Annotated in this window: 23 protein-coding genes; 16 read left to right on the top strand and 7 right to left on the bottom strand. The window is 69.3% G+C overall.

All coding sequences use genetic code 11. From position 1 onward, the window contains the following. The first annotated feature begins 300 nt into the window (after positions 1–300). Together AC1DF3_RS24795 and AC1DF3_RS24790 are read left to right on the top strand one after the other, a co-directional pair. Positions 301–573, top strand: coding sequence for a type II toxin-antitoxin system Phd/YefM family antitoxin (locus tag AC1DF3_RS24795; protein ID WP_478141168.1), 273 nt, complete (start codon positions 301–303; stop codon positions 571–573). Further along, entirely contained in the window at positions 570–941 is a 372-nt protein-coding gene (locus AC1DF3_RS24790) for a type II toxin-antitoxin system RelE/ParE family toxin (RefSeq protein WP_478141167.1), read from the top strand. The genes AC1DF3_RS24795 and AC1DF3_RS24790 overlap by 4 nt, the downstream gene beginning before the upstream one ends. Positions 942–1,186: 245 nt before the next feature. On the opposite strand, the gene AC1DF3_RS24785 is transcribed toward AC1DF3_RS24790, so the two are convergent. Continuing rightward, positions 1,187–2,362, bottom strand: a complete 1,176-nt coding sequence (locus AC1DF3_RS24785) for an acyl-CoA dehydrogenase family protein (RefSeq protein ID WP_478141166.1) — start codon at positions 2,360–2,362, stop codon at positions 1,187–1,189. Positions 2,363–2,518: 156 nt separating this feature from the next. Between AC1DF3_RS24785 and relB the strand changes: the two genes are divergently transcribed. From relB to AC1DF3_RS24765, 4 genes are all read left to right on the top strand, one after another. Next, on the top strand, positions 2,519–2,746 hold the full coding sequence (gene relB, locus AC1DF3_RS24780) for a type II toxin-antitoxin system RelB family antitoxin (RefSeq protein WP_286537933.1): 228 nt from the start codon (positions 2,519–2,521) through the stop codon (positions 2,744–2,746). Further along, positions 2,730–2,999, top strand: a complete 270-nt coding sequence (locus AC1DF3_RS24775) for a type II toxin-antitoxin system RelE family toxin (RefSeq protein WP_286537932.1) — start codon at positions 2,730–2,732, stop codon at positions 2,997–2,999. The genes relB and AC1DF3_RS24775 overlap by 17 nt, the downstream gene beginning before the upstream one ends. Before the next feature lie 50 nt (positions 3,000–3,049). Further along, complete coding sequence (locus tag AC1DF3_RS24770) at positions 3,050–3,598, top strand: hypothetical protein (RefSeq protein ID WP_286537931.1); 549 nt, start codon at positions 3,050–3,052, stop codon at positions 3,596–3,598. A gap of 235 nt (positions 3,599–3,833) precedes the next feature. After that, on the top strand, positions 3,834–4,124 hold the full coding sequence (locus tag AC1DF3_RS24765; RefSeq protein WP_286537930.1) for a hypothetical protein: 291 nt from the start codon (positions 3,834–3,836) through the stop codon (positions 4,122–4,124). 6 nt (positions 4,125–4,130) lie between these two features. Here the strand turns inward: AC1DF3_RS24765 and AC1DF3_RS24760 are convergent, their stop codons facing one another. Then, positions 4,131–4,691, bottom strand: coding sequence for a DUF2889 domain-containing protein (locus AC1DF3_RS24760; protein ID WP_286537929.1), 561 nt, complete (start codon positions 4,689–4,691; stop codon positions 4,131–4,133). A gap of 152 nt (positions 4,692–4,843) precedes the next feature. Between AC1DF3_RS24760 and AC1DF3_RS24755 the strand changes: the two genes are divergently transcribed. From AC1DF3_RS24755 to AC1DF3_RS24710, 10 genes are all read left to right on the top strand, one after another. Then, positions 4,844–6,655: an acyclic terpene utilization AtuA family protein gene (locus AC1DF3_RS24755; protein WP_478141165.1), complete on the top strand. Its 1,812-nt coding sequence runs from the start codon at positions 4,844–4,846 to the stop codon at positions 6,653–6,655. A 119-nt stretch (positions 6,656–6,774) separates the two neighbouring features. Then, a complete protein-coding gene (locus tag AC1DF3_RS24750) occupies positions 6,775–8,937 on the top strand; it encodes a thiamine pyrophosphate-dependent enzyme (protein ID WP_478141164.1) in 2,163 nt (720 codons plus the stop codon). After that, a complete protein-coding gene (locus tag AC1DF3_RS24745) occupies positions 8,934–10,499 on the top strand; it encodes an indolepyruvate oxidoreductase subunit beta family protein (RefSeq protein ID WP_478141163.1) in 1,566 nt (521 codons plus the stop codon). Before AC1DF3_RS24750 ends, AC1DF3_RS24745 begins: the two co-directional genes overlap by 4 nt. A gap of 41 nt (positions 10,500–10,540) precedes the next feature. After that, positions 10,541–11,722 (top strand): ABC transporter substrate-binding protein, encoded by a 1,182-nt coding sequence (locus AC1DF3_RS24740; protein WP_478141162.1) that lies wholly within the window; start codon positions 10,541–10,543, stop codon positions 11,720–11,722. 31 nt (positions 11,723–11,753) lie between these two features. After that, on the top strand, positions 11,754–12,932 hold the full coding sequence (locus AC1DF3_RS24735) for an alpha-hydroxy acid oxidase (RefSeq protein WP_478141161.1): 1,179 nt from the start codon (positions 11,754–11,756) through the stop codon (positions 12,930–12,932). Next, positions 12,925–13,797, top strand: a complete 873-nt coding sequence (locus AC1DF3_RS24730; RefSeq protein WP_478141160.1) for a branched-chain amino acid ABC transporter permease — start codon at positions 12,925–12,927, stop codon at positions 13,795–13,797. Before AC1DF3_RS24735 ends, AC1DF3_RS24730 begins: the two co-directional genes overlap by 8 nt. Further along, positions 13,794–14,726 carry a branched-chain amino acid ABC transporter permease gene (locus tag AC1DF3_RS24725; protein WP_301813601.1) on the top strand — a complete coding sequence of 311 codons (933 nt, stop codon included), beginning with the start codon at positions 13,794–13,796 and terminating at the stop codon, positions 14,724–14,726. Before AC1DF3_RS24730 ends, AC1DF3_RS24725 begins: the two co-directional genes overlap by 4 nt. A 311-nt stretch (positions 14,727–15,037) precedes the next feature. Then, positions 15,038–15,808: an ABC transporter ATP-binding protein gene (locus tag AC1DF3_RS24720; protein WP_286537915.1), complete on the top strand. Its 771-nt coding sequence runs from the start codon at positions 15,038–15,040 to the stop codon at positions 15,806–15,808. Next, positions 15,805–16,524 carry an ABC transporter ATP-binding protein gene (locus AC1DF3_RS24715; RefSeq protein WP_286537913.1) on the top strand — a complete coding sequence of 240 codons (720 nt, stop codon included), beginning with the start codon at positions 15,805–15,807 and terminating at the stop codon, positions 16,522–16,524. Before AC1DF3_RS24720 ends, AC1DF3_RS24715 begins: the two co-directional genes overlap by 4 nt. 144 nt (positions 16,525–16,668) lie before the next feature. Continuing rightward, complete coding sequence (locus AC1DF3_RS24710) at positions 16,669–17,772, top strand: enolase C-terminal domain-like protein (RefSeq protein WP_286537912.1); 1,104 nt, start codon at positions 16,669–16,671, stop codon at positions 17,770–17,772. Here the strand turns inward: AC1DF3_RS24710 and AC1DF3_RS24705 are convergent. The 5 genes from AC1DF3_RS24705 to AC1DF3_RS24685 are packed head-to-tail and all read right to left on the bottom strand — an operon-like array spanning position 17,759 to position 23,172. Next, on the bottom strand, positions 17,759–18,655 hold the full coding sequence (locus tag AC1DF3_RS24705) for a LysR family transcriptional regulator (RefSeq protein ID WP_286537911.1): 897 nt from the start codon (positions 18,653–18,655) through the stop codon (positions 17,759–17,761). The two genes, AC1DF3_RS24710 and AC1DF3_RS24705, sit on opposite strands and share 14 nt — an antisense overlap. A gap of 37 nt (positions 18,656–18,692) precedes the next feature. Continuing rightward, the gene (locus AC1DF3_RS24700) at positions 18,693–19,388 is read right to left on the bottom strand and encodes an ABC transporter ATP-binding protein (RefSeq protein ID WP_286537909.1); all 696 of its coding nucleotides are present in this window, start codon (positions 19,386–19,388) and stop codon (positions 18,693–18,695) included. Beyond that, entirely contained in the window at positions 19,385–21,175 is a 1,791-nt protein-coding gene (locus AC1DF3_RS24695) for a branched-chain amino acid ABC transporter ATP-binding protein/permease (RefSeq protein ID WP_478141159.1), read from the bottom strand. Before AC1DF3_RS24695 ends, AC1DF3_RS24700 begins: the two co-directional genes overlap by 4 nt. After that, positions 21,162–22,016, bottom strand: coding sequence for a branched-chain amino acid ABC transporter permease (locus AC1DF3_RS24690; protein ID WP_286537907.1), 855 nt, complete (start codon positions 22,014–22,016; stop codon positions 21,162–21,164). The genes AC1DF3_RS24695 and AC1DF3_RS24690 overlap by 14 nt, the downstream gene beginning before the upstream one ends. A 7-nt stretch (positions 22,017–22,023) precedes the next feature. Next, positions 22,024–23,172, bottom strand: a complete 1,149-nt coding sequence (locus AC1DF3_RS24685) for a substrate-binding domain-containing protein (RefSeq protein ID WP_286527035.1) — start codon at positions 23,170–23,172, stop codon at positions 22,024–22,026. Positions 23,173–23,211: the final 39 nt, after the last annotated feature.

The raw sequence follows: 23,211 nt of genomic DNA, 5'->3' as shown, positions 1-23,211 counted from the left end.
CCGGCAAGCTTAGGCATCGGCCACGGCGAGGTCTTGCGCAAACTCGCTGTGCACGCGGCCCGCCCCGGACCGTCATTCAGCGCAACCACTTCCTGGAGCCGGCGCAGATCGCCGACCAGCTCCAGGCGCTGGACGCCCGGGTGGTTGTCACCCCTCGCCCGCCGAGGCGCCGGCGCTGTGAGCCAAGCTGGGGCCGGTGCTGGCCGGACTGCCTGGCCTGCGCGAGATGCTGTGGGTCGGCGCCGCTGCCGGTGGTCTGAATTTAGTCCATAATCAGTCTTGCCGCGCCAGGATCCAACCATGAAATTTTCTACGCAGGTCAAGCCAATCAGCTACCTCAAGAGCCATGCAGCGGAGATCGTCAAAGACCTCTCGCAGAGCCGTGAGCCCATGCTCATCACACAGAACGGCGAAGCGAAGCTGGTGGTCATGGATGTCCAGTCTTATGAAGAGCATGAAGAGACACTTGCTCTCTTGAAGCTCCTGGCACTGGGCAACCGCGAGATCGAGCAAGGCCAGTTCAGGCCGGCAGTCGAAGTCTTCGAAGAGATGGACAAGGACGACCTTCAGTGAGGGTCGTCCTCCTCGAGTCCGCGGAGGCCGACTTGAAGGACTTGAAGATCTACATCGTCAGAAACTTCGGCAAGGACGTCTGGCTTGCGAGCTACGGACAGATCAAGGAATCCGTGGCGATGATCCAAGACCATCCAAAGGCAGGCAGGATTCCGCCCGAGCTGGAAAGCCTCAACATCGCGCAGTACCGGCAAGTCCTCTCCGGGATGAACAGGATCATCTACGAACTGAGGGACGACTCAGCGTACATTCACATCGTCTGCGACACGAGGAGAGACCTGCGGGGACTTCTCATGAAGAGGCTTGTCAGCCCTGTTGACACCGCTCCGACGCCGAGCGGGTCGATTCGACGGTTACCGAAAAACTGATCGCGAAGGCTTGGACGTTGAAACGTCCAAGTGCCTGCACAGTGCGCACCGGCGGGCAGCGGTCTCACCCCCGCGACGCCACCCGCAGCTTCGGATTCAGCCCCGCGGGCCCATACGAGCGCTTGCTGCGCCGGAACCCACGGCCGACCCATGTCCTGCTCGAAGCGGCAGAGGTCGGCGAGTTCGCGGTACTCGGCGCGCAGGTCGTCGGCGGTGTCTTTCATCGTGCTTCCTGCTTCGTGGTCTCAAAGGCCGAGCTGCCGCGCCGCGAGGTCCTTCATGACCTCCTCGGAGCCGCCGCCGATCATCATCACCTTGACCTCGCGGTAGATGCGCTCGCTCTGCGTGCCGCGCATGAAGCCCATGCCGCCAAGCAGCTGCACCGCCTGGTCGGCGCAGAACTGCATCGCCTGCGTGGCCTGCACCTTGGCCAGGCAGACGCGCGCCACCAGGCGCGCCGGATCGGCCAGCTTGTGCTCGATGCGGTAGGCCAGGTCGTAGACCAGCGTGCGCGATGCATCGATGYGCATGGTCATGTCCATCAGCTTGTGGCGCACCACCTGGCGCTCGGACAGGGGCATGCCGAAGGAGACGCGCTGGCGCGTCCAGTCGACCGCTTCCTTCAGGCAGACCTCGGCAAAACCGCAGGCCAGCGCCGACATGAACAGACGCTCGGTGTTGAAGTTGTTCATGAAGGTCTTGAAGCCCTTGTTCTCGATCCCGACCAGGTTGGCGACCGGCACCCGGCAGTCGTCGAARCGCAGGTGCGCGGTGTCGGAGCTCCACCACCCCATCTTCTTGAGCGCGGTCCGCGTGAGGCCGGGCGTGTCGCCGTCGATCAGCAGCACCGAGATGCCGCCCGCACCCTCGATGGCCGGATCGGTGCGCACCGCGGTGGTGATGAAGTCGGCCCGCATGCCCGAGGTGATGAAGGTCTTCTCGCCGTTGACGACATAGTGATCGCCGTCGCGCACCGCGGTGGTCTTGAGCGCCGCCACGTCGGAACCGCCCGAGGGCTCGGTGACCGCCAGCGCCGCGATCTTCTCGCCGGCCAGCACCGGCGGAATGACCCGCTGCTTGAGCGCCTCGCTGCCCGCGTGCAGGATCGGCGGCAGTGCGATGCTGTGCGAGTTCAGCGAGGCCTGCAGCCCGCCCCCGCCGCAGCGCGCGAACTCCTCCGCCACGATCAGCTGGAAGAAGACGTCGGCCGGCGTGCCACCGTAGGCCTCCGGGTAGCCCAGGCCCTGCACGCCGAGCTCGGCGGCGCGCGCGTACAGTTCGCGCGGGAAGGTCTCGGCCTCGTCCCACTCGGCGACGAAGGGCGTGATCTCGCGCGAGATGAATTCGCGCAGGGTGGCGCGAAACTGTTCGTGCTCGGGCGTGAAATAGAAGGGCAGCGGCGGTGCCTCGAGGAATTCCATGGTGTCTCCTGTCTGGCATGAGGCTAGCGGCGCGGACGGGAATGGTCTTGCGCCGACTGGCTGCGAGACCGTACCGGAGCCCTCCTGCGTAAGCGACGCGGCCAGGATTCAGGCGAAATGGATACAATGAATACACGTATTCAAAGGAGCCTGGCCATGGCCACTTCGATCCGCCTCGACCCGGCGCTGGAAAGCCGGCTCGATTTTCTGGCTTCGCAAACGGGCCGGACCAAAGCCTTCTATCTGCGCGAATTGGTGGAAAGAGGATTGTCCGACCTCGAAGACTACTACCTGGCAGCGGCCACCCTCGAGCGCGTGCGCAAGGGCGAAGAGAAGGTTCACAGCGCGCAAGCGGTGAGGACGAAGCTTGGCCTGGACCATTGACTACACCGACACCGCGCTCAAGCAGTTGCGCAAGCTCGACAAGCAGACTGCCCGACGCATCGTCGACTCCATGGACGAGCGCATCGCAGGCCAGCAGGATCCGCGTGCTGCCGGCAAGGCACTGACGGGGCCGTTGCTCGGCGCCTTCTGGCGCTACCGGGTCGGCGACTGCAGGGTGATCTGCGATATCCAGGACCAACAAATTCGCATCCTGGTCGTCGAGGTCGGCGACCGAAAAGACCTATATCGATAGCGAAAAGCAAACGCAATGGCGAGAACCAAGACTTCGGCCAGGTGGCCCTCATGACGCTCGACACCAGCTTGGCCGTCGTGCTCGGCGTGGCCGTCGGCGCCCTCGCCGGCATCGTGGGCGGTGCGCTCGCGGCCTGGCGCCAGTCGAAGCTGGCGCTGGAGAAATGGTCGCGCTCGCGCGAAGACCAGCATCGCCGCGACACGCGGGAGGCGGTGGCGACCGTGGCCCGAACGCTGGCCTCCACCGCCCATTCGATGATGTGGGCCACCTTCAAGGTCCTGACCTCGGGCAAGGCGAGCCGCGAGGCGCTCGCGTCCTTCGAGGTCGAGTTCCACGGCGAGGTGGCGACCCTGGTCGGCGCCCAGATGCAGCTCGCGGCGCTCGACCACGCGCTCTATGCCAGGGTCACGCCCTACATCGGCCAGGTGATCGCCCTGGGCGGCAACACCTATGCGGCGCTGCGGGCGTCGATGGAGAAGGACCTCGACGCCGAGGACCGGCTGCGCAGCTGCAACCAGGAGGCGCTGGACCTGATCCGGGACGTGCCCATCAAGGTGGCCGGCCTGCTGGCCCCGCCGGAGCCCGCGGCGGCAGGCTAAAGAACGAGCGCCTGCGGCCGATATCCATGCAGCGGGCATCGGTGCCGACCCCGCAGGTGTCGCATCCATGACGACGGCCGATCGGACAACCCGAGACTTTCCTCACGCGCAGGCGATGTTTTGGCGCGCGGGAATGCACTTCGGCGGCCTTTTCAGCCACGCTTAAGGATCGACGAAGAGACTGGTTCCGAGGCAAAGGAAAAGTCCCTTGCCCCACCGAAAAGGATCGAACTTCATGAAGCCTTCCGCCGCCGCCCCCAAGCCCCTGACCCCGTCGCAGATCAAGCTCGTGCTCGAGCTGCTCGAGCTGCGGCAGCTGGCACCGAAGGAGACCGCCGCGAAGTTCGATCGGCTGGCCCGGGGCAAGACCTTTTCCGAAGCCCAGCAGGAGGCGATCGAGATCCTCTTCGCGCTCGAGGAAGACGAGATCCCCGACGCCCTGTTCGACTTCGCGGACGACGAGGCCCGCGACATCGTTCGCGACGGCCTGGCGCACGAGGCGCGACTCACCTTCGTGCGGGCCTGACCCGCTTCAGGACGACGGCTCGTCCTCGCCCTTCGCGCGGTACCAGGTCGGATAGAACTTGGCCACCTGCGGCCCGTCGGTGGCCAATGCGTGGCAGCCGTCGAGCTGGAAGGGCTTCTGGGTCTGCGAGACCGCGAGGTCGGCGCCCGCCAGCGTCTGCAGCACGCCGGTGGCCATGGTCCGCAGCAGCTCCGACATGTGGGTGCAGCCGCGCACGCCGCCGAACAGCCGCACGGCGGCGCGGTTGAAGCCAGGCCCCACACGCAATCCGACCAGCGCCGCATAGTCGGGCGCGATCCTGCCGCAGACCTCGTCGAACGGCGCCGCGTCGGTGGCGGCCACCGCATCGACGATCAACGCGGTGGCATCGACCGTGAGCCGCAACCACATCGAATGGATCGGCGCCCCGCCGCGGCGCTCGCCGCCCGGAAAGCGGAAGTCGTGGGCGCGCACGTCCTCGAGGTGGCCATCGACATCCCAGAGGCCATCGGCACGGCGATGGCCACGGATGGTGATGGTGCGGGCGTGCACCTCGGTGCGTTCGGCGGAAGAAGGCGGCAATGGCATGGCAGGAGCGTCGATGATGCCATCGACGGGAGGCGCCCGTCTTGCGCCCAATGGCTGCGCCTCGTCAGCGAGTTGGCGCAAGCCTCGGGCGGAGCGGCTGGCTAAGCTCCTGCTCCAGCGACACCCCGTCGACACCGAGGAGCGAGACCGCCATGACCACCCCCCCGACCCCGAAGAAAACCGTCCGCATCGGAGGCGCCTCCGGCTTCTGGGGCGACAGCATGGTGGCGGCGCCGCAGCTCGTGAAGCTCGGCCGGCTCGACTACCTCGTGTTCGACTTCCTGGCCGAGACCACGATGTCGATCCTGGCCTCGGCCCGGGCCAAGAAACCCGAACTCGGCTATGCCACCGACTTCGTCGACATCGCGATGAAATCCGTGCTGGCCGAGGTCAAGCGCCAGGGCGTCAAGGTGGTGAGCAATGCCGGCGGCATCAACCCCCACGGCTGCGCCGCCGCGCTGCAGGCGCTGGCCGATGCCGAGGGCGTGGCGCTGCGCATCGCGGTGGTCGAAGGCGACGACGTCAGCACGCAGATGCCGCAGCTGCGCGAGGCTGGCACGCGCGACATGTTCACCGGCGAGGCCCTGCCCGAGAAGGTGCTGAGCGCCAACGCCTACCTGGGCGCGCTGCCGATCGCGGCTGCGCTGGCGGCTGGCGCCGACGTCGTCATCACCGGGCGCTGCGTCGACAGCGCGGTCACGCTCGGGCCGCTGATGCACGAGTTCGGCTGGCAGCCCGGCGACCACGACCTGCTGGCCTCGGGCAGCCTCGCGGGCCACATCATCGAATGCGGCTGCCAGGCCACCGGCGGGCTGCACACCGACTGGGAAGACATCCCCGACTGGGCCCACATGGGCTACCCGATCGTCGAATGCCATGCCGACGGCAGCTTCGTCGTCACCAAGCCCGAGGGCACCGGCGGCAAGGTGATCCGCGCCAACGTGGCCGAGCAGCTGCTCTACGAGATCGGCGACCCCGGGGCCTACCTGCTGCCCGACGTCAGCTGCGATTTCCGCGAGGTCGTGATCGAGCAGCTCGGCGCCGACCGCGTGCGGGTGGGCCCGGCACGCGGACGCGCGCCCTCCCCCAGCTACAAGGTCTCGGCCACCCAGCTCGACGGCTTCCGCTGCGCCGGCAGCATGGTCTTCGTCGGCATCGACGCCGAAAAGAAGGCGGTGCGCACGGCCGAAGCGATCATCGAACGCACCGGCGAGATCCTGCAGCAGATGGGCCTGCCACCCTTCACCTCGACCTACGTCGAAGTGATCGGCTCCGAATGGCTGTACGGCCCGCACGCGCGCACACGGCAAGTGCGCGAGGTCACGATGCGGGTGGTCGCCAATCATCCGCAGAAGGCGGCGCTGGCGATGTTCGCGCGCGAGATCGCGCCGTCGGGCACCTCGTGGGCACCGGGCACGACCAGCCCCGGCGGCGGACGGCCGGCGGTGTCGCCGCTGATCAAGCCCTTCGCGTTCACGCTGGCCAAGGCCGCGGTGCCGGTGGCCTTCGTGCTCGGGGGCGAACGGCATGCGGTGGAGATCCCTGCCGATGTCGACGGCGCGGCGGCCTCGCCGGCCACCGAGCCACCGCCCTTCGAGGAAGACGGCGGCGAGCAGGTCGAGGTCCGCCTCATCGAACTCGCCTGGGCCCGCAGCGGCGACAAGGGCAACCTGTCGAACATCGGCCTGGTCGCGCGCCGGCCGGAGTGGCTGCCGCTGCTGTGGTCGCGCGTCACGCCGCAGTTCGTGGGGGACTACTTCGCCCACCTGGTGCACGGCAAGGTCGAACGCTTCCACCTGCCCGGCATCGCATCGATGAACCTGCTGCTGCACGATGCGCTCGATGGCGGCGGCCCGTCGTCGATGCGCATGGACCCGCTGGGCAAGGGCATGGCGCAGATGCTGCTGGATGCGACGGTGCAGGTGCCGCGGCGCGTGGCGGAGGCGGCGCGCGCGGCGCGGTGAGCCTGAACGGCTCATCGAGCTCATCTATATGTAACGCAGGCTGCATCGATTGGATAATTAAGACTCCGCTCCTATTCTTCGTCCGCCAGCCAACAAGCCAGCCACGGAGACACGAAGAGATGGAGCGATCATTCGCCGAAGAAGTCAAACGCCTTTCGCTGGGCGCCGACGAGGTATTCCACGGCGAGGGCATCCTCGCCGTCACCAAGGCGCTGCTGCAGTCGGGCGTCAGCTACATCGGCGGCTACCAGGGCGCGCCGGTCTCGCACCTGATCGATGTGCTGGGCGATGCCCGCGAGATGCTCGACGAGCTCGGCATCTACTTCGAGAACAGCGCCTCCGAGGCCGGCGCGGCCGCGATGCTCGGCGCCTCGATCAACTACCCGGTGCGCGGCGCCGTGACCTGGAAGTCCACCGTCGGCACCAACGTCGCCTCCGACGCGCTGTCGAACCTGGCCTCGGCCGGCGTCAAGGGCGGCGCGCTGGTGATCCTCGGCGAGGACTACGGCGAAGGCTCCAGCATCATCCAGGAGCGCACCCACGCCTTCGCGATGAAATCGCAGATGTGGCTGATGGACCCACGGCCCAACCTGACCTCGATCGTCAACGCGGTGGAGCGCAGCTTCGAGCTGTCGGAGGCCAGCCAGACGCCCGTGATGCTGCAGCTGCGCATCCGCGCCTGCCACGTGCACGGCACATTCGTGTGCAAGGACAATCGCGCGCCTGCGGTGTCGACCCGCGACCTCATCGAGCGGCCGGTGTTCGACTTCGGCACCATCAACCTGCCGCCCTCGATCTACGCCCAGGAGCGCATGAAGATCGAATCGCGCTGGCCGGCGGCGCTGGACTTCATCCGCCGCGAGGGCCTCAACGAGCGCTTCGGCGGCGACTGCGGCGACATCGGCCTGGTGCTGCCGGGCGGCCTCTACAACGGCACCTTGAGGGCGCTGCAGCAGCTGGGCCTGGCCGACGCCTTCGGCAACAGCCGCATCCCGCTGCAGGTCCTCAACGTGGTGTACCCGCTGGTGCCCGACGAGCTGGTGGATTTCTGCGCCGGAAAGCGCGCGGTGCTGCTGATCGAGGAAGGCCAGCCCAACTACATCGAGGATGCGCTGCACGCGATCCTGCGGCGCGCCGGCAGCGACACCACGCTGCACGGCAAGGACATCTTCCCGATGGCCGGCGAGTACACCGGTGAAGTGCTGGTGCGCGCGCTGGCCGAGTTCGTGCGGCGCTCGGCGCCCGAGGCGCTCGCGGCCGAGGGCGTGGCGCGGGTCGGCGCGGCCGCGGCGCCGCTGGCGACACTCAAGCCGCAGGCGATCGAAGCCCTCGGCATGCCGGTCCCGAACCGGCCGCCGGGCTTCTGCATCGGCTGCCCCGAGCGGCCGGTGTTCGCGGCCATCAAGCTGATCCAGAAGGACCTGGGCGCGATCCACGTCAGCGCCGACATCGGCTGCCACACCTTCGGCACCTTGCCGCCCTTCAACGTGGGCAGCACGGTGCTCGGCTACGGCCTCGGTCTCGCGAGCTCCTCGGGAGTCGGGCCGCTGATGGGCAACCGGGTCGTCAGCATCATGGGCGACGGCGGCTTCTGGCACAACGGATTCACCAGCGGCATCGTGAACGCGGTCTACAACGCGCAGGATTCGGTGCTGGTGATCCTCAAGAACGGCTACACCTCGGCCACCGGCACGCAGGCGATCCCGTCGTCGCCGACCCAGCCGGCGGCCAAGCCGCTGACGCTGGACATCGAGGCCGCGCTCAAGGGCGTCGGCGTGGGCTGGGTGCGCAAGGTGCCCAGCTACAACGTCGGCCGCATGCGCGAGACGCTCAACGAGGCTATGACGACCGCCGAGGGCGGGCTCAAGGTCATCATCGCCGACGGCGAATGCCAGCTCGAGCGCCAGCGCCGCATCAAGCCGGTCAATGCCGCGAAGCTCAAGCGCGGCGAGCGCGTGGTGCGCACCCGCTTCGGCATCGACGACGATGTCTGCACCGGCGACCACTCGTGCATCCGCTTGTCGGGCTGCCCGTCGCTCACAGTCAAGCCGAACCCGAGCCCGCTGCGCACCGACCCGGTGGCGACGGTCAACCAGGGCTGCGTCGGCTGCGGCCTGTGCGGCGAGAACGCCCATGCCGCGATCCTCTGCCCGTCCTTCTACAAGGCCGAGATCGTGCAGAACGCCGGCACCTGGGAGCGGCTGCTGCACCGGCTGCGCAATGGCGTGATCGGGATGATGGCCGGCAAGGCGCGCAACGACTTCGAGGCGGTGGCGGCATGAGCGATTCGACTTTCCCTGGCGCCGGCCAGGGCCCGCGCATCGTCACCGTGCTGGTGGCCGCGATGGGCGGCGAAGGCGGCGGCGTGCTGGCCGACTGGCTGATCTCGGCCGCGGCCGCGCAGGACTTCCCGGTGCAGAGCACCTCGGTGCCGGGTGTGGCGCAGCGCACCGGCGCGACCAACTACTACATCGAGATCTATCCGGTGGCGCGTGCGGAGCTGGCCGGCGCGCAACCGGTGTTCTCGCTGACGCCGAACCCGGGCGACGTCGACATCGTCGCGGCCTCCGAACTGGTGGAAGCCGGGCGCGTGCTGCAAGGCGGCTTCGTGCATCCGCGCCGCACCACGCTGGTGGCCTCGCTGCACCGCGAGTACGCGGTGTCCGAGAAGACCGCGATGGGCGACGGCCGCTACGAAGGCCAGCGGGTGGTCGAGGCGGCGCAGCAACTCGCCCTGCGTGCCTTCCTGTTCGACATGCGCTCGCTGGCCTGGAAGCACGGCACGGTGATCAACACCGTGATGTTCGGCGCCATGGCCGCGAGCGGCGCGCTGCCCTTCTCGCGCGAAGCCTGCGAGCAGGCGATCCGCGCATCGGGCAAGGCGGTCGAGGCCAGCCTGAAGGGCTTCGCGGCCGGCTTCGAGCATGTGGCGGGCCGGGGCGCGCCGGCATCACAAGCGCAAGACGCCGAAGCCAGGGCGTCGATCGATGCCCGCGTGCGGGCGCTGCCCGAGCCGCTGCGCGCGATCGTCGGCAGCGGACTGCGGCAGGTGGCCGACTACCAGGACGCGCGCTACGCCGACCTCTACCTGTCGCGCGTCGAAGCGCTGCGCGAAATCGAATGCACCACCGGGGGCGACTTCCCGGTGACGCGCGAGACCGCGCGCTACCTCGCGCTCTGGATGAGCTATGAGGACGTGATCCGGGTGGCCGACCTCAAGACCCGCAGCGACCGCCTGCAGCGCGTGCGCCAGGAAGTCGGCGCCAAGGCCGGCGAGCCGCTGCGGCTGACCGAATACCTCAAGCCGGGTCTCGACGAGATCTGCTCGGTGCTGCCGACGCCGGCCGCGCACTGGCTGCGCCGCCGTCTGGGCCACAAGGCGCACAAGCTCAATGTAGGCCTGCACATGCGCACCGACACCGTGCTCGGCTTCGCCATGCTGTGCGGCCTGCGCGCGCTGCGGCCGCTGCGCCGCCGCACCTCGCGCTACGCAGCCGAGCAGGCCATGATCGAGCGCTGGCTCGATGCCGTCCGCCGCGCACTCGCGATCAGCCCGCGCCTGGGCTACGAGCTCGCGCTGTGCGGCAACCTCGTGAAGGGCTACGGCGAGACCAGCGAACGCGGCCACCGCAACCTGGCGGCCCTGCTCGACGACATCCAGCCGGCGCTCGCGCGCGCGCCGCAGGACCCTTCGCTCGACGACGCGGCGGCGCGCGTGCGCTCGGCGCGCGCGGCAGCCCTGGACGACCCCGAAGGCCGCACGCTGGCACGCGCGCTGGGACTCGCGCCGCCGGAGCCGAAGTCCCATCCGATCCGCATCGTCCGCCGCAAGCCCGCCGGCTGAACGCCCCCGTTTTCACTCAAGCAAGAACCACAGGAGACAAGATGAACCTCGAAGCCCAACGCACCGCCCGTTTCCGCATCGGCCGCCGCGCCGCCACCGCCTGGCTGGCCGGCGCCGCGCTGCTGCCCTTGGCGAGCGGCGCGCTGGCCGCCGACCCGATCAAGATCGGCGCGGTGGTCTCCGCCACCGGCCCGGCCTCGTTCCTGGGCGATCCGCAGCAGAAGACGCTCGAGATGTACGTGAAGAAGATCAACGACGGCGGCGGCGTGCTCGGCCGCAAGCTCGAACTGGTGCTCTACGACGATGCCAGCGACGCCAACAAGGCCAACGCCTTCACGCGCCGCCTGATCATGCAGGACGAGGTCGACGTCATCCTCGGCGCATCGACCACCGGCTCCACGATGGCGATGGCGCCGCAGGCCGAGGCGGCCAAGGTGCCGCTGGTCTCGCTGGCCGCCGCCTCGGTGATCGTCGAGCCGGTCAAGCCCTACGTGTTCAAGATGCCGCACTCCGACCGCATGGCGGCGCAGAAGGTGCTCGCCGAGATGAAGACGCGCGGCTTCACGCAGTTCGCGCTGCTGTCGGACACCGGCGGCTTCGGCAAGTCGGGCCGCACCGAGACGCTCAAGCTGGCCGAGGCCATGGGCATGAAGTCGGTCGAGGACCAGACCTACGGCGAGAAGGACACCGACATCACGCCGCAGCTGACGAAGATCAAGTCCTCGCCGGCACAGGCGATCCTGGTCTTCGGCACCGGCCAGGCGCCGGCCATCGTCGCGCGCAACTACCAGCAGCTGGCGATGAAGCAGCCGCTCTACACCACCCATGGGCAGGCCTCGACCGAGTTCATCCGGATCGCGGGCAAGTCGTCCGAAGGCATCCGCATGCCTTCGCCCGCGCTGCTGATCGCGTCCGCGCTGCCGGCTGCCGATCCGCAGAAGAAGGTCAGCGTCGACTACGCCAAGGAGTTCGAGACCCAGGCCAAGATGGACGTGTCGACCTTCGGCGGCTATGCGCACGACGCGCTGTTCATGGTGGTGGACGCGGTCAAGCGCGCCGGCGGCACCGACAAGCAGAAGCTGCGCGACGCCATCGAGGCGACCAGCGGCTTCGTCGGTGTGAGCGGCATCTACAAGATGTCGCCGACCGACCACATGGGCCTGGACGTGTCGGCCTTCCGGATGGTGGAAGTCCAGGGAGGCGCGTTCAAGGAAGTTCGTTGAGCCGGCGGCCGCCCCGGCCCCGGAGCAACGCATGAACTTGAACACCCACGACCACCGGCGCCACGCCGCCCGGCGCCTGCCGCGCTTCGTCTTCGACTATGTCGATGGCGGCGCGGAAGACGAACGCTGCCTGCGGCGCAACGGCGACGACCTGGCCGCGCTGCACCTGCTGCCCCAGGTGCTGCGCGACACGCGCAACGCAGACACCTCGGTCACGGTCTTCGGCCAGCGCTGGACCATGCCGGCGGGCATCGCGCCGATCGGCTTCTCCGGCCTGGTACGGCCGCACAGCGACCTGCTGCTGGCGCGTGCGGCGGCGGCCGAAGGCGTTCCCTTCGTGCTGTCGACCGCCTCCAACGACCGGCTCGAAGCGGTGCGCGCGGCCGGGCTCGAACGCAACCCGCAGGCCCAGCAGTGGCTGCAGCTCTACGTGATGTCCGATCGCGCGATCGCCGAGCAGCTGGTGCGGCGCGCCCGCAGCGCCGGCTTCGGCGCGCTGGTGCTGACGGTCGACGTGGCGGTCAGCGGGATGCGCGAACGCGACGTGCGCAACGGCTTCAAGCTGCCGTTCCGGTTCACGCCTTCGACCCTGATCGACCTGGCGCGCCATCCGGCCTGGTCGCTGTCGATGGCGCGGCAGGGCCGCTCGCCCTCCTTCGTGAACCTGAGCGAATCGGAAGGCGGCGGCCAATCGGCGCAGCTGCAGGCCGCGCTGCTTTCGCGCGCGATGGACCGCACGCTGGCCTGGGAACAGATGGACTGGCTGCGCCGTCTGTGGGACGGTCCGCTGCTGCTCAAGGGCGTGCTCCATCCGGCCGATGCCGAGCGCGCGGCGCGCAGCGGCATCGACGGCATCGTGGTGTCGAACCACGGCGGCCGGCAGCTCGACGCGGCGCCCTCCACCATCTCGGTGCTGCCGCGCATCGTCGATGCGGTGGCGGGCCGCATGCCGGTGTTCGTCGACAGCGGCTTCCGCCGCGGCAGCGACGTCATCAAGGCGCTGGCCTGCGGCGCCACCGCGGCCTTCGTCGGACGGGCCGCGGTCTGGGGCGTGGCCAGCGGCGCCGAGGCCGGCTGCCGCAGCGTGCTCGCGACCCTGCGCGATGAGGTCGCGCGCACCCAGATCCTGATCGGCGCCGACAGCACCGCCGACGTCTGCGCCGGCCACCTGGCGGCGCGTTCCATCCTTCCGGGAGGCAGCCTTGTCTGACTTCATGCAGTTCGTCTTCTCGGGGCTGACCACCGGCGCGATCTACGCGCTGGCGGCCCTGGGCTTCTCGCTGATCTACAACGCCAGCGGCGTGATCAACTTCGCCCAGGGCGACTTCCTGATGCTGGGCGGCATGGTCACGGCCGCGCTGCTGGCCCACCAGATGCCGTACGGCCTGGCGATGGTCGGCGGCGTGGCCGCCACGGTCATCGTCGGCCTGCTGCTGTACCGGCTGGCGATCCGGCCGGCCGGCGAAGCCAGCGTGGTGTCGCTGATCATCATCACGATCGGCGCCTCGATCTTCGTCCAGGGCGTGGTGCAGATCGTGCTCGGCAAGAACCAGCAGACGCTGCCGCCCTTCAGCGGCGACCGCGCGCTGCAGATCATGGGCGCCTACGTGCTGCCGCAGAGCCTGTGGGTGCTGGGCACGGCCGCCGTGCTGGTGGTGCTGTGCTTCGGCTTCTTCCGCTTCACGATGGTCGGCAAGGCGATGCTGGCGGTGGCGGCCAACGCGCTGGCGGCGCGCGCGGTCGGCATTCCGACGGCACGGGTTCTGCAGCTGTCCTTCGGCCTGTCGGCGCTGCTCGGCGCGGTGGCCGGCGTGGTGGCGGCACCGGTCACCACCACGGTCTACGACATCGGCCTGATGCTCGGCATGAAGGGCTTCGTCGCGGCCACGCTCGGCGGCCTCGGCAGCGGACTCGGCGCGGTGGTCGGCGGCCTGATCGTCGGCCTGCTAGAGGCGCTGGTGGCCGGCTACATCTCGTCGGCCTACAAGGACGCCGTGCCTTTCGTGATGATCGTCGTGATCCTGCTGGTCATGCCGCACGGGCTGTTCGGCGCCAAGACCTCGGACCGCGTATGAAGGCCCTGTTCCGCCCTTCCCTGCTGGCGCTGGCCCTGGTGCTGGCGCTGCTCCCTTTCGCCTTGCCGAACAACTACGTGGTCGACATCGCGGTGCGCATCGCGCTGGCCGCGATCGCGGCCATCGGGCTCAACCTGCTGATGGGCTTCGCCGGCCAGATCAGCATCGGCCACGCGGCCTTCGTCGCCATCGGCGCCTATGTCAGCGGCATCGTCACCGCGCGCTTCGGCTGGCCGCCGCTGGCCGCCATCGGTGGCGCCGCGGTCGGCGCCGCCGTGGTGGCCTGGCTGATCGCCAAGCCCATCCTGCGCCTGAAGGGCCACTCGCTGACCATGGCCACGCTGGGCCTGGGCGTGATCGTCAACATCGTGCTGATCAACGAGGTCGACTGGACCGGCGGGCCCGACGGCATGCCGGTGCCGCCGCTGGAGGTGGCCGGCTTCGCCTTCGCCAAGGTGCGGCACTGGTATGCGCTGGCGGCGGTGCTGCTGTGGCTGTCGGTGCTGCTGTCGCTCAACCTGTACCAATCGCCGGCCGGCCGCGCGCTGCGCGGGCTCAACGGCTCCGAGGTCGCGGCCCGCGTGATGGGTGTGGACGTGGCGCGCTTCAAGGTCCGGGCCTTCGTCGCCTCGGCCGTGTTCGCGGCGGCCTCGGGCAGCCTGACGGCGCACTACCTCGGCTTCATCAGTCCCTCGATCGCGGCCTTCACGCATTCGGTGGAACTGGCCACGATGGTGGTGCTCGGCGGCATGGCCTCGACCTTCGGCGCCGTGCTGGGCGCTGCGCTGATGACCGCGCTGCCCCAATTGCTGGGCGGTTTGCACGGTTATGAGATGGTGTTCTTCGGATTGGTGTTGATGCTGACGATGATCTTCCTGCCGAAGGGGCTGGTGCCTTCGATCGCGCTCAAGTTGAGAAGGAAGGGCTGAGATGAAGCTTCTTCGATGCGAGGTGGGGCGGGCTCACGCCGACGGCGTACTCTGCTCCGCGAATGTCCCCCGCCCTTCGGGCTCCTCCTTTATTTCGCTGCGCAGAGCACACCATCGGCGTGAGCCGTCACGGCGGTGGTTCATCTCCGGCCAGCGCCACACGGCGTTTCCCGTGCCGAGGGCACCGGGTGGCCCCCGCAGCGAAGTAAAGGAGGAGGCGAAGCCGGGGGACATGAGCGGAGGGGGCCACCCGGTGCCCTCGGCACGCGCCCCGAACATGACCCCGCACCCGCACCCGAACAAGAGCTGACATGCTAGAAGTCAAGAACCTCTCCAAGTCCTTCGGCGGCGTGCACGCGATGCAGGACGTGAGCTTCACGGTGCGCGGCGGCTCGGTGCACTCCGTGATCGGCCCCAACGGCGCCGGCAAGACCACGCTGTTCAATCTGATCAGCGGCGTCTACGAACCCACGCGCGGCGAGATCCTGCTCGACGGCGAAAGCGTCGGCGGCCGTGCGCCCGACGCCTTGGCGCGCCGCGGCATGAGCCGGACCTTCCAGAACCTGCAGGTCTGCATGAACATGACGGCCTGCGAGAACGTCATGCTCGGCGCCCACCTGCACAGCCGCAGTTCGCTGCTGGGCGGCATGCTGGGCGCCACCCGCCGCGCCGACGCGGCGCTGCGCGAGGAGGCGCTGCGGCTGATCGACTATGTCGGCGTCGGACACCATGCGCATGCCCACGCGACCCAGCTCTCATTCGGGCTGCTCAAGCGGCTCGAGATCGCACGGGCGCTCGCCAGCAAGCCGCGCATCCTGCTGCTGGACGAGCCCGCGGCCGGTCTCAACGACACCGAGACCCACGAGATCACCGAGCTCATCCGCAGCATCGCGGCCTCGGGCATCACGGTGCTGCTGGTGGAACACGACATGAAGCTGGTGATGAACATCTCCGACCACATCCTGGTGCTCGACTACGGCCGCAAGCTGGCCGAGGGCAGCGCCGCCGAGGTGCGGGCCAATCCACAGGTGATCGCGGCCTACCTGGGCACCGAGGCAGTGGCCGAGGAGGCTTTGGCATGAGCAGCAGCGAAGGCGCCAACGTGCTGGAGGTGCGCGGCCTGGTTGCCGGCTACGGGCGCATCGAGGCCCTGCACGGCATCGACCTGGCCGTCGGCAAGGGCCAGCTGGTGGCGCTGGTCGGCGCCAACGGCGCCGGCAAGACCACGCTGCTGCGCGCGGTCTCGGGCCTCATCAAGGCCAGCGGCAGCGTCCGCCTGTTCGGCCGCGAGATCGTGCGCGACAGCGCGGACGCGCGCGTGCGCGCAGGGCTGTCGCAGGTGCTCGAGGGCCGGCAGGTCTTCGGCCCGATGTCGGTGCAGGACAACCTGCTGCTGGGCGGCTACACCCGCCCCGAGCGCCGCGACGAAAGGCTAGCCGCCATGTACGCGCTGTTCCCGGTGCTGAAGGAAAAGCGCCTGCTGGCCGCCGGTACGCTGTCGGGCGGCCAGCAGCAGATGCTGGCGATCGCCCGTGCGCTGATGAGCGAACCCAAGGTGCTGCTGCTCGACGAGCCGTCGATGGGCCTGGCGCCGCTGCTGGTGCGCGAGATCTTCGCGGTCATCGCGCGGCTCAAGGCCGAGGGCATCCCGATCCTGCTGGTGGAACAGAATGCGCATGCGGCGCTGTCGGTGGCCGACGTCGGCTACGTGCTGGAGACCGGCCGCATCGCGCTCGGCGGGCCGGCCGGCGAGCTGCTGCGGGACGAGCGGATCAAGGCCGCGTATCTGGGACTGTGAGGAGACATATGAAGACCTTGCGGGACAGACCAAGAAACTGCGCAGCAGTTTTTGCTCTGTCCTCGACTTCCTGAGACCTTGCGGGACAGACCAACAAACTGCGCAGCAGTTTTTGCTCTGTCCTCAACTGACTAGAGGCATGCCATGAACCACCGGACAGACCCCTCGATCCTGATCGCCGCGGTCCACGCCCGCGCCGTCAACGTCCCCCTCGAATACCCGGTCCGCACCAGCGTCGGCGTGATCGCCACCGCGCCGCTGGTGCTGATCGACCTCCACGCCAGCGACGGCAGCGTCGGCCGCGCCTACCTCTTCACCTACACGCCGCTGGCGCTCGAAGCCACCCGGCAGATGGTGACGGCGCTCGGCGAGGTCTTGAAAGGCCAGCCGCTGGCGCCCTTCGACCTCGACCGGCTGCTGGTCCAGCGCCTGCGGCTGCTCGGGCGCACCGGCCTCGCGGGCATGGCCTGCGCCGGCCTCGACATGGCCGCCTGGGACGCGCTGGCCGTGGCGCGCGGCCTGCCGCTGGTCGAACTGCTGGGCGGCCGACGCCGGCCGATCGCGGCCTACGACAGCCACAGCCTGGACGGCGTCGAACTGGGCGTGCAGCGCGCCGAGCGCGCCGTCGCGCAGGGCTTCGGCGCCATCAAGACCAAGGTCGGCTACGCCACGCTGGCCGAAGACCTGCGCGTGGTGCGCGCGCTGCGCCAGGCCATCGGCGACGACACCCAGCTGCTGGTCGACTACAACCAGGGCCTGGCCGGGCCCGAGGCGGTGCGCCGCATCCACGCGCTGGAAGGCGAAGGCATCGGCTGGGTCGAAGAGCCGACCTTGCAGGAAGACTACGCGGGCCACGCGCGCATCCGCGCGCAGGTGCGGCTGCCGATCCAGATGGGCGAGAACTGGTGCGGACCCGACGAGATGGCCAAAGCGCTGGAGGCCGGCGCCTGCGACCTGGTGATGCCCGACGCGATGAAGATCGGCGGCGTGACCGGCTGGCTGCGCGCGGCGACGCTGGCACAGGCCCGTGGCCTGCCGATGTCCAGCCACATCTTCCAGGAAGTCAGCGTGCACCTGCTGGCGGTCACGCCGACCTGCCACCTGCTCGAACGCATGGACCTGGCGGGCCCGGTGCTGGCCGAGCCGCTGGCCTTCGAGAACGGCAGCGCCATCGCGCCGCCGCAGCCGGGCACCGGCATCGCCTGGAACGAAGACGCGGTGAGCCGCTTCGAAGTCAGAGCTTGCTGAGGGTCTGGACGGTCTCGTCGATCAGCCAGCGGTTCGCGGCGCCGTACTCGTGCCGCACATGCCAGTACGCCTGGACCTGGAAGTCGGGCAGTTCGACCGGCAGGGCCAGCGCCTTCAGGCCGCCCTGCGAGACGTAGAGCTCGGCGACCCGCGAAGGCAGCAGCACCAGCAGGTCGCTCTGCGACAGCAGCGGCGGCAGCACCGTGAACTGCGGCACCCGGGCGACGATGTTGCGGTTGACGCCACGCTGGGCCAGCGCCTCGTCGACCAGGAAGTGGCCGGTGCGCGGCGACGACACCATCACGTGCCGCGCCGCGGCGAACTCTTTCAGGCTCATCGTGTCGCCGATGCTTGGATGGGCGGAGGACATCAGGCACACGTAGTGCTCGCGAAAGAGCAGCGCGCTGCGGATCTGCGGCGACAGCGCGGGGATGTGGCCGATCGCAAGATCGATCCGTCCGGCTGCGAGGTCTTCCCCGACGGATTCGGCGATCTGCATGATGTCGATCTCGATGCGCGGCGCCGACTCCTGGAAGCGGCGCAACAGCGGCGGCACGAAGTACAGCACGCCGATGTCGGACATCGCGAGCCGGAAGCGCCGGGTCGACAGCGCCGGATCGAACAGGCGCTGCTGCTCCAGCGTGCTCTCGACCGTGGCCAGCGCGTCGCGGAAGCGCTCGAACAACTGCTCGGCCAGGCCGGTCGGCACCAGCCCCGCTGCGCCGCGCGAGAACAACCGGTCGGCATAGACCTCGCGCATCTTGGCCAGGCCGTAGCTGATGGTCGGCTGCGTGACGTCGAGCCGCTCGGCCGCCTGCGTGACGCTGCGGGTCTCGTAGATGGCGACGAAGACGCGGATGAGGTTGAGGTCCAGGTGGGTCATGCTTTCTGTGTTCTTTTGCCTGGGACGGCGCGCGGCATCAGACCATCAGATGGGCCTCCAGCGCTGCGCGACCGAATTCCGATGCCGCCCCTTTCAGCAGGCATTCGCCGTGATCGATCGCCATCAGGTCGTCGGCCACCGCGAGCAGGAACTCCAGATTCTGCTCGACGATCACGAACCCGGCGCCTTCGGCCTTGCGGGCCCGCAACAGCGCCGCCATGCGCTCGATGTTCTCGGGCTGGACGCCTTCGGTCGGCTCGTCGAGGAGGCTGAGCGCGGCGCGCAGGCCCATGGTGCGCGTGAAGGACAGCAGCTTGCGCTCGCCGCCGCTCAGCGAGCCGGCTCGCTGCGCCATCCGCTCGCCCAGGCGCGGGAAGGCCTGCAGGCAGGCCGCGTAGCGCTGCGGGTCGCGGTCGTCGAGGTGCAGCCACAGGTTCTCCTGCACGCTGAGGTCGCCGAACACCACGTCCTCCTGCGGCGCGTAGGCCATGCCGCGCGCCAGGCGCTGGTGCGGCGCCACCTGCGAAAGGTCATGCCCGCCGAGCGTCATCGTGCCTTCGCGCAGCGGCAGGAAGCCGGCCAGCGCGCGCATCAGCGTGGTCTTGCCGACGCCGTTGCGCCCGAGCACGCCGAGCACCCGGCCGGGGCCCGCGCTGCCGCTCAGGCCCCGCAGCACCATGGTGTCGCCGTAGCCGCACACCAGTGCTTCGAAGTTCAGCAGCCCGCCGTTCATTTCCGCGCCCCCGCATACACCGCCCGCACCGCCGGATCGCCCTGGATCTCGGCCAGCGTCCCCTGGGCCAGCAGCCGGCCCTGGTGCAGCACGTAGACGTCGCCGCCGATCGCGGCCACGGCGCTGATGTCGTGCTCGATCACCAGCGCGGCCGCACCCAGCCGGTTGATGACGGTCTTGATGGCATCGATCATGTGGTGGGTCTCGGCGGGAGACAGGCCGGCGCAGGGCTCGTCGAGCAGCACCAGGCGGGGTTGCGGCAGCACGGTCATCACGAACTCCAGCGCCTGGCGGTGGCCCTGCGAGAGGCTGCCCGCACGGGTGGCGAGCTGCTCGCGCAGCGCCGGGAACAGGTCGAGCAGTTCGTCCCGCAGCGGACTGCGCCAGCCCAGCGGCGCCCGCGCCAGCGACGCCGCCGGGCCGAGCCGTCCGGCCCACAGCGCCACGTCCAGGTTCTGGCTCACGCTGAGCTCGGAGAACACCGACGGAATCTGCAGCTTGCGCCCGACGCCGCGCCGCGCCACCCGCCAGGCGGTCGCGCCCGAGATGTCGGCGCCGTCGAGCAGGATGCGCCCCGAACGCAACGGCAGCCGGCCGGTCATGACATTGAAGGCCGAGGTCTTGCCGGCGCCGTTCGGGCCGATCACGCAGCGCAGACCGGGGCCGTCGAGCGCCAGCGACAGGCCATCGAGAATCCGGACGCCGCCCTGCGCGGCATGGACCTGCTCGAAGGCCAGCCCGATGCGCGCGTCCGGTGCGTGCCGCGCAGGCGCGTCGGTGGCCGGCACGCCAGGCGCCGCGGCGGGCCCGCGCCGCCACAACGGCCGGCCCAGCCCCGCCAGCCCTTCGGGCAGGAAGCGCACCACCACGATGAAGATCGCACCCACCGCGACCTCCCAATAGGCGAAATGGTCACGCAGCTCCGACGAGGCATAGCCGATGAACACGGCGCCCAGCAGCGCCCCGAGCGGGCTGGCCTTGCCGCCGACCGCGGCCCAGATCACGAACTCGGTCGACAGCACGAAGCCCATGGTCAGCGGCGTCACGATGCCCTGGTGCAGCGCGAACAGCGCGCCCGCGGCGGCGGCCAGCAGCGCCGAGAAGCCGAAGGCGAAGGCCTTGATGCGGTCGGTCGCATAACCGAAGAGCTGCAGCCGGTCTTCGTTCTGCGCCACCGCGCTCCACAGCATGCCCAGCGGCCGCCGCAGCACCAGGCCCAGCAAGGCGGTGCTGCCGACCGCGCAGGCGGCGACCACCCAGTAGAAGCTGCTGTAGCGCTCGGTGCCCGGCAGCTCGGGGATGTCGGCCATGCCGTTGAAGCCGCCGGTGACCGCGCTCCATTGCTGCGCCGCCAGGAAGCCCAGCATCGTCATCGCCAGCGTGATGAGCGAGAAGAAGGGGCCGCTGCGATGGCTGCGCGCGAACACCAGCCGCGCCGTGACATAGGCGACGACCGCGGGCAGCAGCAGCGCCAGCGGCAGCGCCAAATACCAGAGCGGCTGCTGCTGCGCCGCCTTCAGCGTGCCGCCCGCCAGGTAGGCGCCGAGGCCGAAGAACAGCGCATGCCCGAGCGGCAGGAAGCCCAGCCGGCCCCAGCACAGCGCCACCCCTTGGGTCGCGATGCCGTAGACCAGGAACAGCGCGATCTGGTAGGCGACGAAGTCGTTGCTGGCGAAGGGCAGCACCACCAGGGCGGCGCCCAGCCACAGCGCTTCGCTGCCCGGCAGGCGCCAGCGCCGGGCCGGCCGGCGCAGGGCCGCGCCGGGAGTGTGTTCAACGGCGTCCAAGGAGTCCATTCGGCTTCAGCCAGAGAAAGAGGATCGAAAGGATCAGCACCACCGCGTAGCCGCTGGTCTGGCCGGCGATGCTGCTGACCAACGACTGGCTGCCGCCGATCACGCCGACGCCGCCGGCAAAGCCGCCCAGCGTGCCGAGGCCGCCGACCACCAGCACGAAGAAGGCGTCGAGCAGGTAGTCGACGCCGATGCCGGGCTCGATGCGCACCAGCGGCGCCAGCAGCACGCCCGCTGCGCCCGCCAGCACCACGCCGATGACGAAGGTCTGCGAGGCCAGGCGGCGGGTGTCGATGCCGAGCGCCTGGGCCAGCATCGGGTTGCCGGTCATCGCCCGCACGCGCAGGCCCATGACGCTGCGCCGGTACCAGAAGGCCAGCCCGAGCATCAGCAGGACCGCGAAGGCGATCAGCGCCAGCCGGTAGCCGGGGTACTGCAGGCCGGCCAGCGTGACCGGTGTCGCCAGGCTGCTTTCGACGTTGCGGTAGCCGCGGCCGTAGATCGCCTCGACCAGCTTGCGCAGCACCATCGCCAGGCCCCAGGTCGCCAGCAGGGTGTCGAAAGGCCGGGCATAGAGCGGGCGGATCAGCCAGCGCTCGACCACCCAGCCCAGCAGGCCGCAGACGACGATCGCCAGCGGCATCGCGGTGGCGATCGGCCAGCCCCAGGCCTGCACCGTGACCACCGCATAGGCGCCCAGCATCACGAACTCGCCATGCGCCATGTTCATGACGCCGAGCAGGCCGAACACCACCGCCAGGCCCAGCGTCGTGAGCGCCAGGGTCGAGAGTTCGTAGGCCAGGTTCAGCGCATGCAGCAGCCAGCTGGTGTCCATCTCGGCGCTACACCTTGCAGGTCTGGCCCGACGCGATGCGCGGGAAGGTCTTGACGACCCGGAAGCCCTTGTCGTCGACGTCCGCCAGGTAGATGTCCTGCTCGACGTGCCGCGCATGCATGGTCACGGCGCCGCGCGGGCCGTTGTAGCTTGCGCCCTCGCTGGCCGGGTCCATCTTGGCGACCTCGAGCGACTTGGCCTTGGCGCTGATCGCGTCCAGCATCAGGAAGCCTTCGTACACCGATTCGGCCAGGCCGTTGAGGGCCGGCGCCTGGGCGCCGAACTTCTTGAAGTAGGCCTCCGAGAAAGCCTTGGCCGCCGGGGTCTGGATGTTGGCGAAATAGCCCGCGCTCGAATAGAGGTTGCGCGCGTTCGCCGCGCCGATGCCGGCCAGCGTGTTCTCCTCGATCAGCGTGCCGAGGCGGATCGCCTTGTCCGCCAGGCCGAAGCTCGCGAAGGCCTTGTTGAAGCCGACCGAGGCGCCGCCCACCAGCGACACCAGCACCGCGTCGGCGCCGCTGTCGCGGATCCGGGCCAGGCTCGAATCGAAGTTGTCGACCGTGAACGGCAGGTATTCGTCGCCCACCACCTGGGCGCCGGTCTGGGTGATGTAGCCCTTGGCGGCGGCATTGGTGTTGCGGCCCCAGATGTAGTCGTTGCCGATCATGTACCACTTCTTCGGCTTGCGTTCCGAGGCCAGCCACGGGATCACGGGCGCCAGCTGCTGGGCCGGCGTCTCGCCGTTGACGTAGGTGCCCTTGGCGCATTCGCCGCCCTCGTAGACCGGTGTGTAGAAGTACGGCACCTGGCCCTTGAAGAGCCCCACCAGCGCGCCGCGCACCGCACTGTCGTGCATGCCGATCACCACCTGCGCGCCCGAGCCCTTCCACAGCTTGAGCGCCGCCTGCGAGGCCTCGGCGGGCGGCAGCCCGGCGTCGCCGACCAGCAGGTTGATGTTGCGGCCCAGCACGCCGCCCTTCGCATTCAGGGTCTGCACCGCGAGTTCGGCGCAGGCCTTGGCGGAAGGGCCGAACAGGCCCGCGGGTCCGCTCAGCGGCAGCATCACGGCCACGTTCAGTGCCGACTGCGCGCGCACGCCGGCGCTGCCGAGGGCCGCGGCAGCCGCGGCGCCATGAAGAAAGGTACGACGATCCATGAGAACTCCTCTGTTGTGATCGGGGGTGGTGCCTGCTGC

The sequence above is a fragment of the Variovorax sp. 10N432 genome (assembly GCF_056394465.1).
Note: the sequence above shows the minus strand (reverse complement) of the source record. Positions and strands in the feature narration are given on the sequence as shown.

What these genes read in the sequence shown, in the direction of transcription:
- AC1DF3_RS24795 (WP_478141168.1), top strand. Translation starts at nt 301, where the DNA reads ATGAAATTTTCTACGCAGGTCAAGCCAATCAGCTACCTCAAGAGCCAT.
- relB (WP_286537933.1), top strand. Translation starts at nt 2,519, where the DNA reads ATGGCCACTTCGATCCGCCTCGACCCGGCGCTGGAAAGCCGGCTCGAT.
- AC1DF3_RS24770 (WP_286537931.1), top strand. Translation starts at nt 3,050, where the DNA reads ATGACGCTCGACACCAGCTTGGCCGTCGTGCTCGGCGTGGCCGTCGGC.
- AC1DF3_RS24765 (WP_286537930.1), top strand. Translation starts at nt 3,834, where the DNA reads ATGAAGCCTTCCGCCGCCGCCCCCAAGCCCCTGACCCCGTCGCAGATC.
- AC1DF3_RS24760 (WP_286537929.1), bottom strand. Translation starts at nt 4,691, where the DNA reads ATGCCATTGCCGCCTTCTTCCGCCGAACGCACCGAGGTGCACGCCCGC.
- AC1DF3_RS24755 (WP_478141165.1), top strand. Translation starts at nt 4,844, where the DNA reads ATGACCACCCCCCCGACCCCGAAGAAAACCGTCCGCATCGGAGGCGCC.
- AC1DF3_RS24750 (WP_478141164.1), top strand. Translation starts at nt 6,775, where the DNA reads ATGGAGCGATCATTCGCCGAAGAAGTCAAACGCCTTTCGCTGGGCGCC.
- AC1DF3_RS24745 (WP_478141163.1), top strand. Translation starts at nt 8,934, where the DNA reads ATGAGCGATTCGACTTTCCCTGGCGCCGGCCAGGGCCCGCGCATCGTC.
- AC1DF3_RS24740 (WP_478141162.1), top strand. Translation starts at nt 10,541, where the DNA reads ATGAACCTCGAAGCCCAACGCACCGCCCGTTTCCGCATCGGCCGCCGC.
- AC1DF3_RS24735 (WP_478141161.1), top strand. Translation starts at nt 11,754, where the DNA reads ATGAACTTGAACACCCACGACCACCGGCGCCACGCCGCCCGGCGCCTG.
- AC1DF3_RS24725 (WP_301813601.1), top strand. Translation starts at nt 13,794, where the DNA reads ATGAAGGCCCTGTTCCGCCCTTCCCTGCTGGCGCTGGCCCTGGTGCTG.
- AC1DF3_RS24720 (WP_286537915.1), top strand. Translation starts at nt 15,038, where the DNA reads ATGCTAGAAGTCAAGAACCTCTCCAAGTCCTTCGGCGGCGTGCACGCG.
- AC1DF3_RS24715 (WP_286537913.1), top strand. Translation starts at nt 15,805, where the DNA reads ATGAGCAGCAGCGAAGGCGCCAACGTGCTGGAGGTGCGCGGCCTGGTT.
- AC1DF3_RS24710 (WP_286537912.1), top strand. Translation starts at nt 16,669, where the DNA reads ATGAACCACCGGACAGACCCCTCGATCCTGATCGCCGCGGTCCACGCC.
- AC1DF3_RS24705 (WP_286537911.1), bottom strand. Translation starts at nt 18,655, where the DNA reads ATGACCCACCTGGACCTCAACCTCATCCGCGTCTTCGTCGCCATCTAC.
- AC1DF3_RS24700 (WP_286537909.1), bottom strand. Translation starts at nt 19,388, where the DNA reads ATGAACGGCGGGCTGCTGAACTTCGAAGCACTGGTGTGCGGCTACGGC.
- AC1DF3_RS24690 (WP_286537907.1), bottom strand. Translation starts at nt 22,016, where the DNA reads ATGGACACCAGCTGGCTGCTGCATGCGCTGAACCTGGCCTACGAACTC.
- AC1DF3_RS24685 (WP_286527035.1), bottom strand. Translation starts at nt 23,172, where the DNA reads ATGGATCGTCGTACCTTTCTTCATGGCGCCGCGGCTGCCGCGGCCCTC.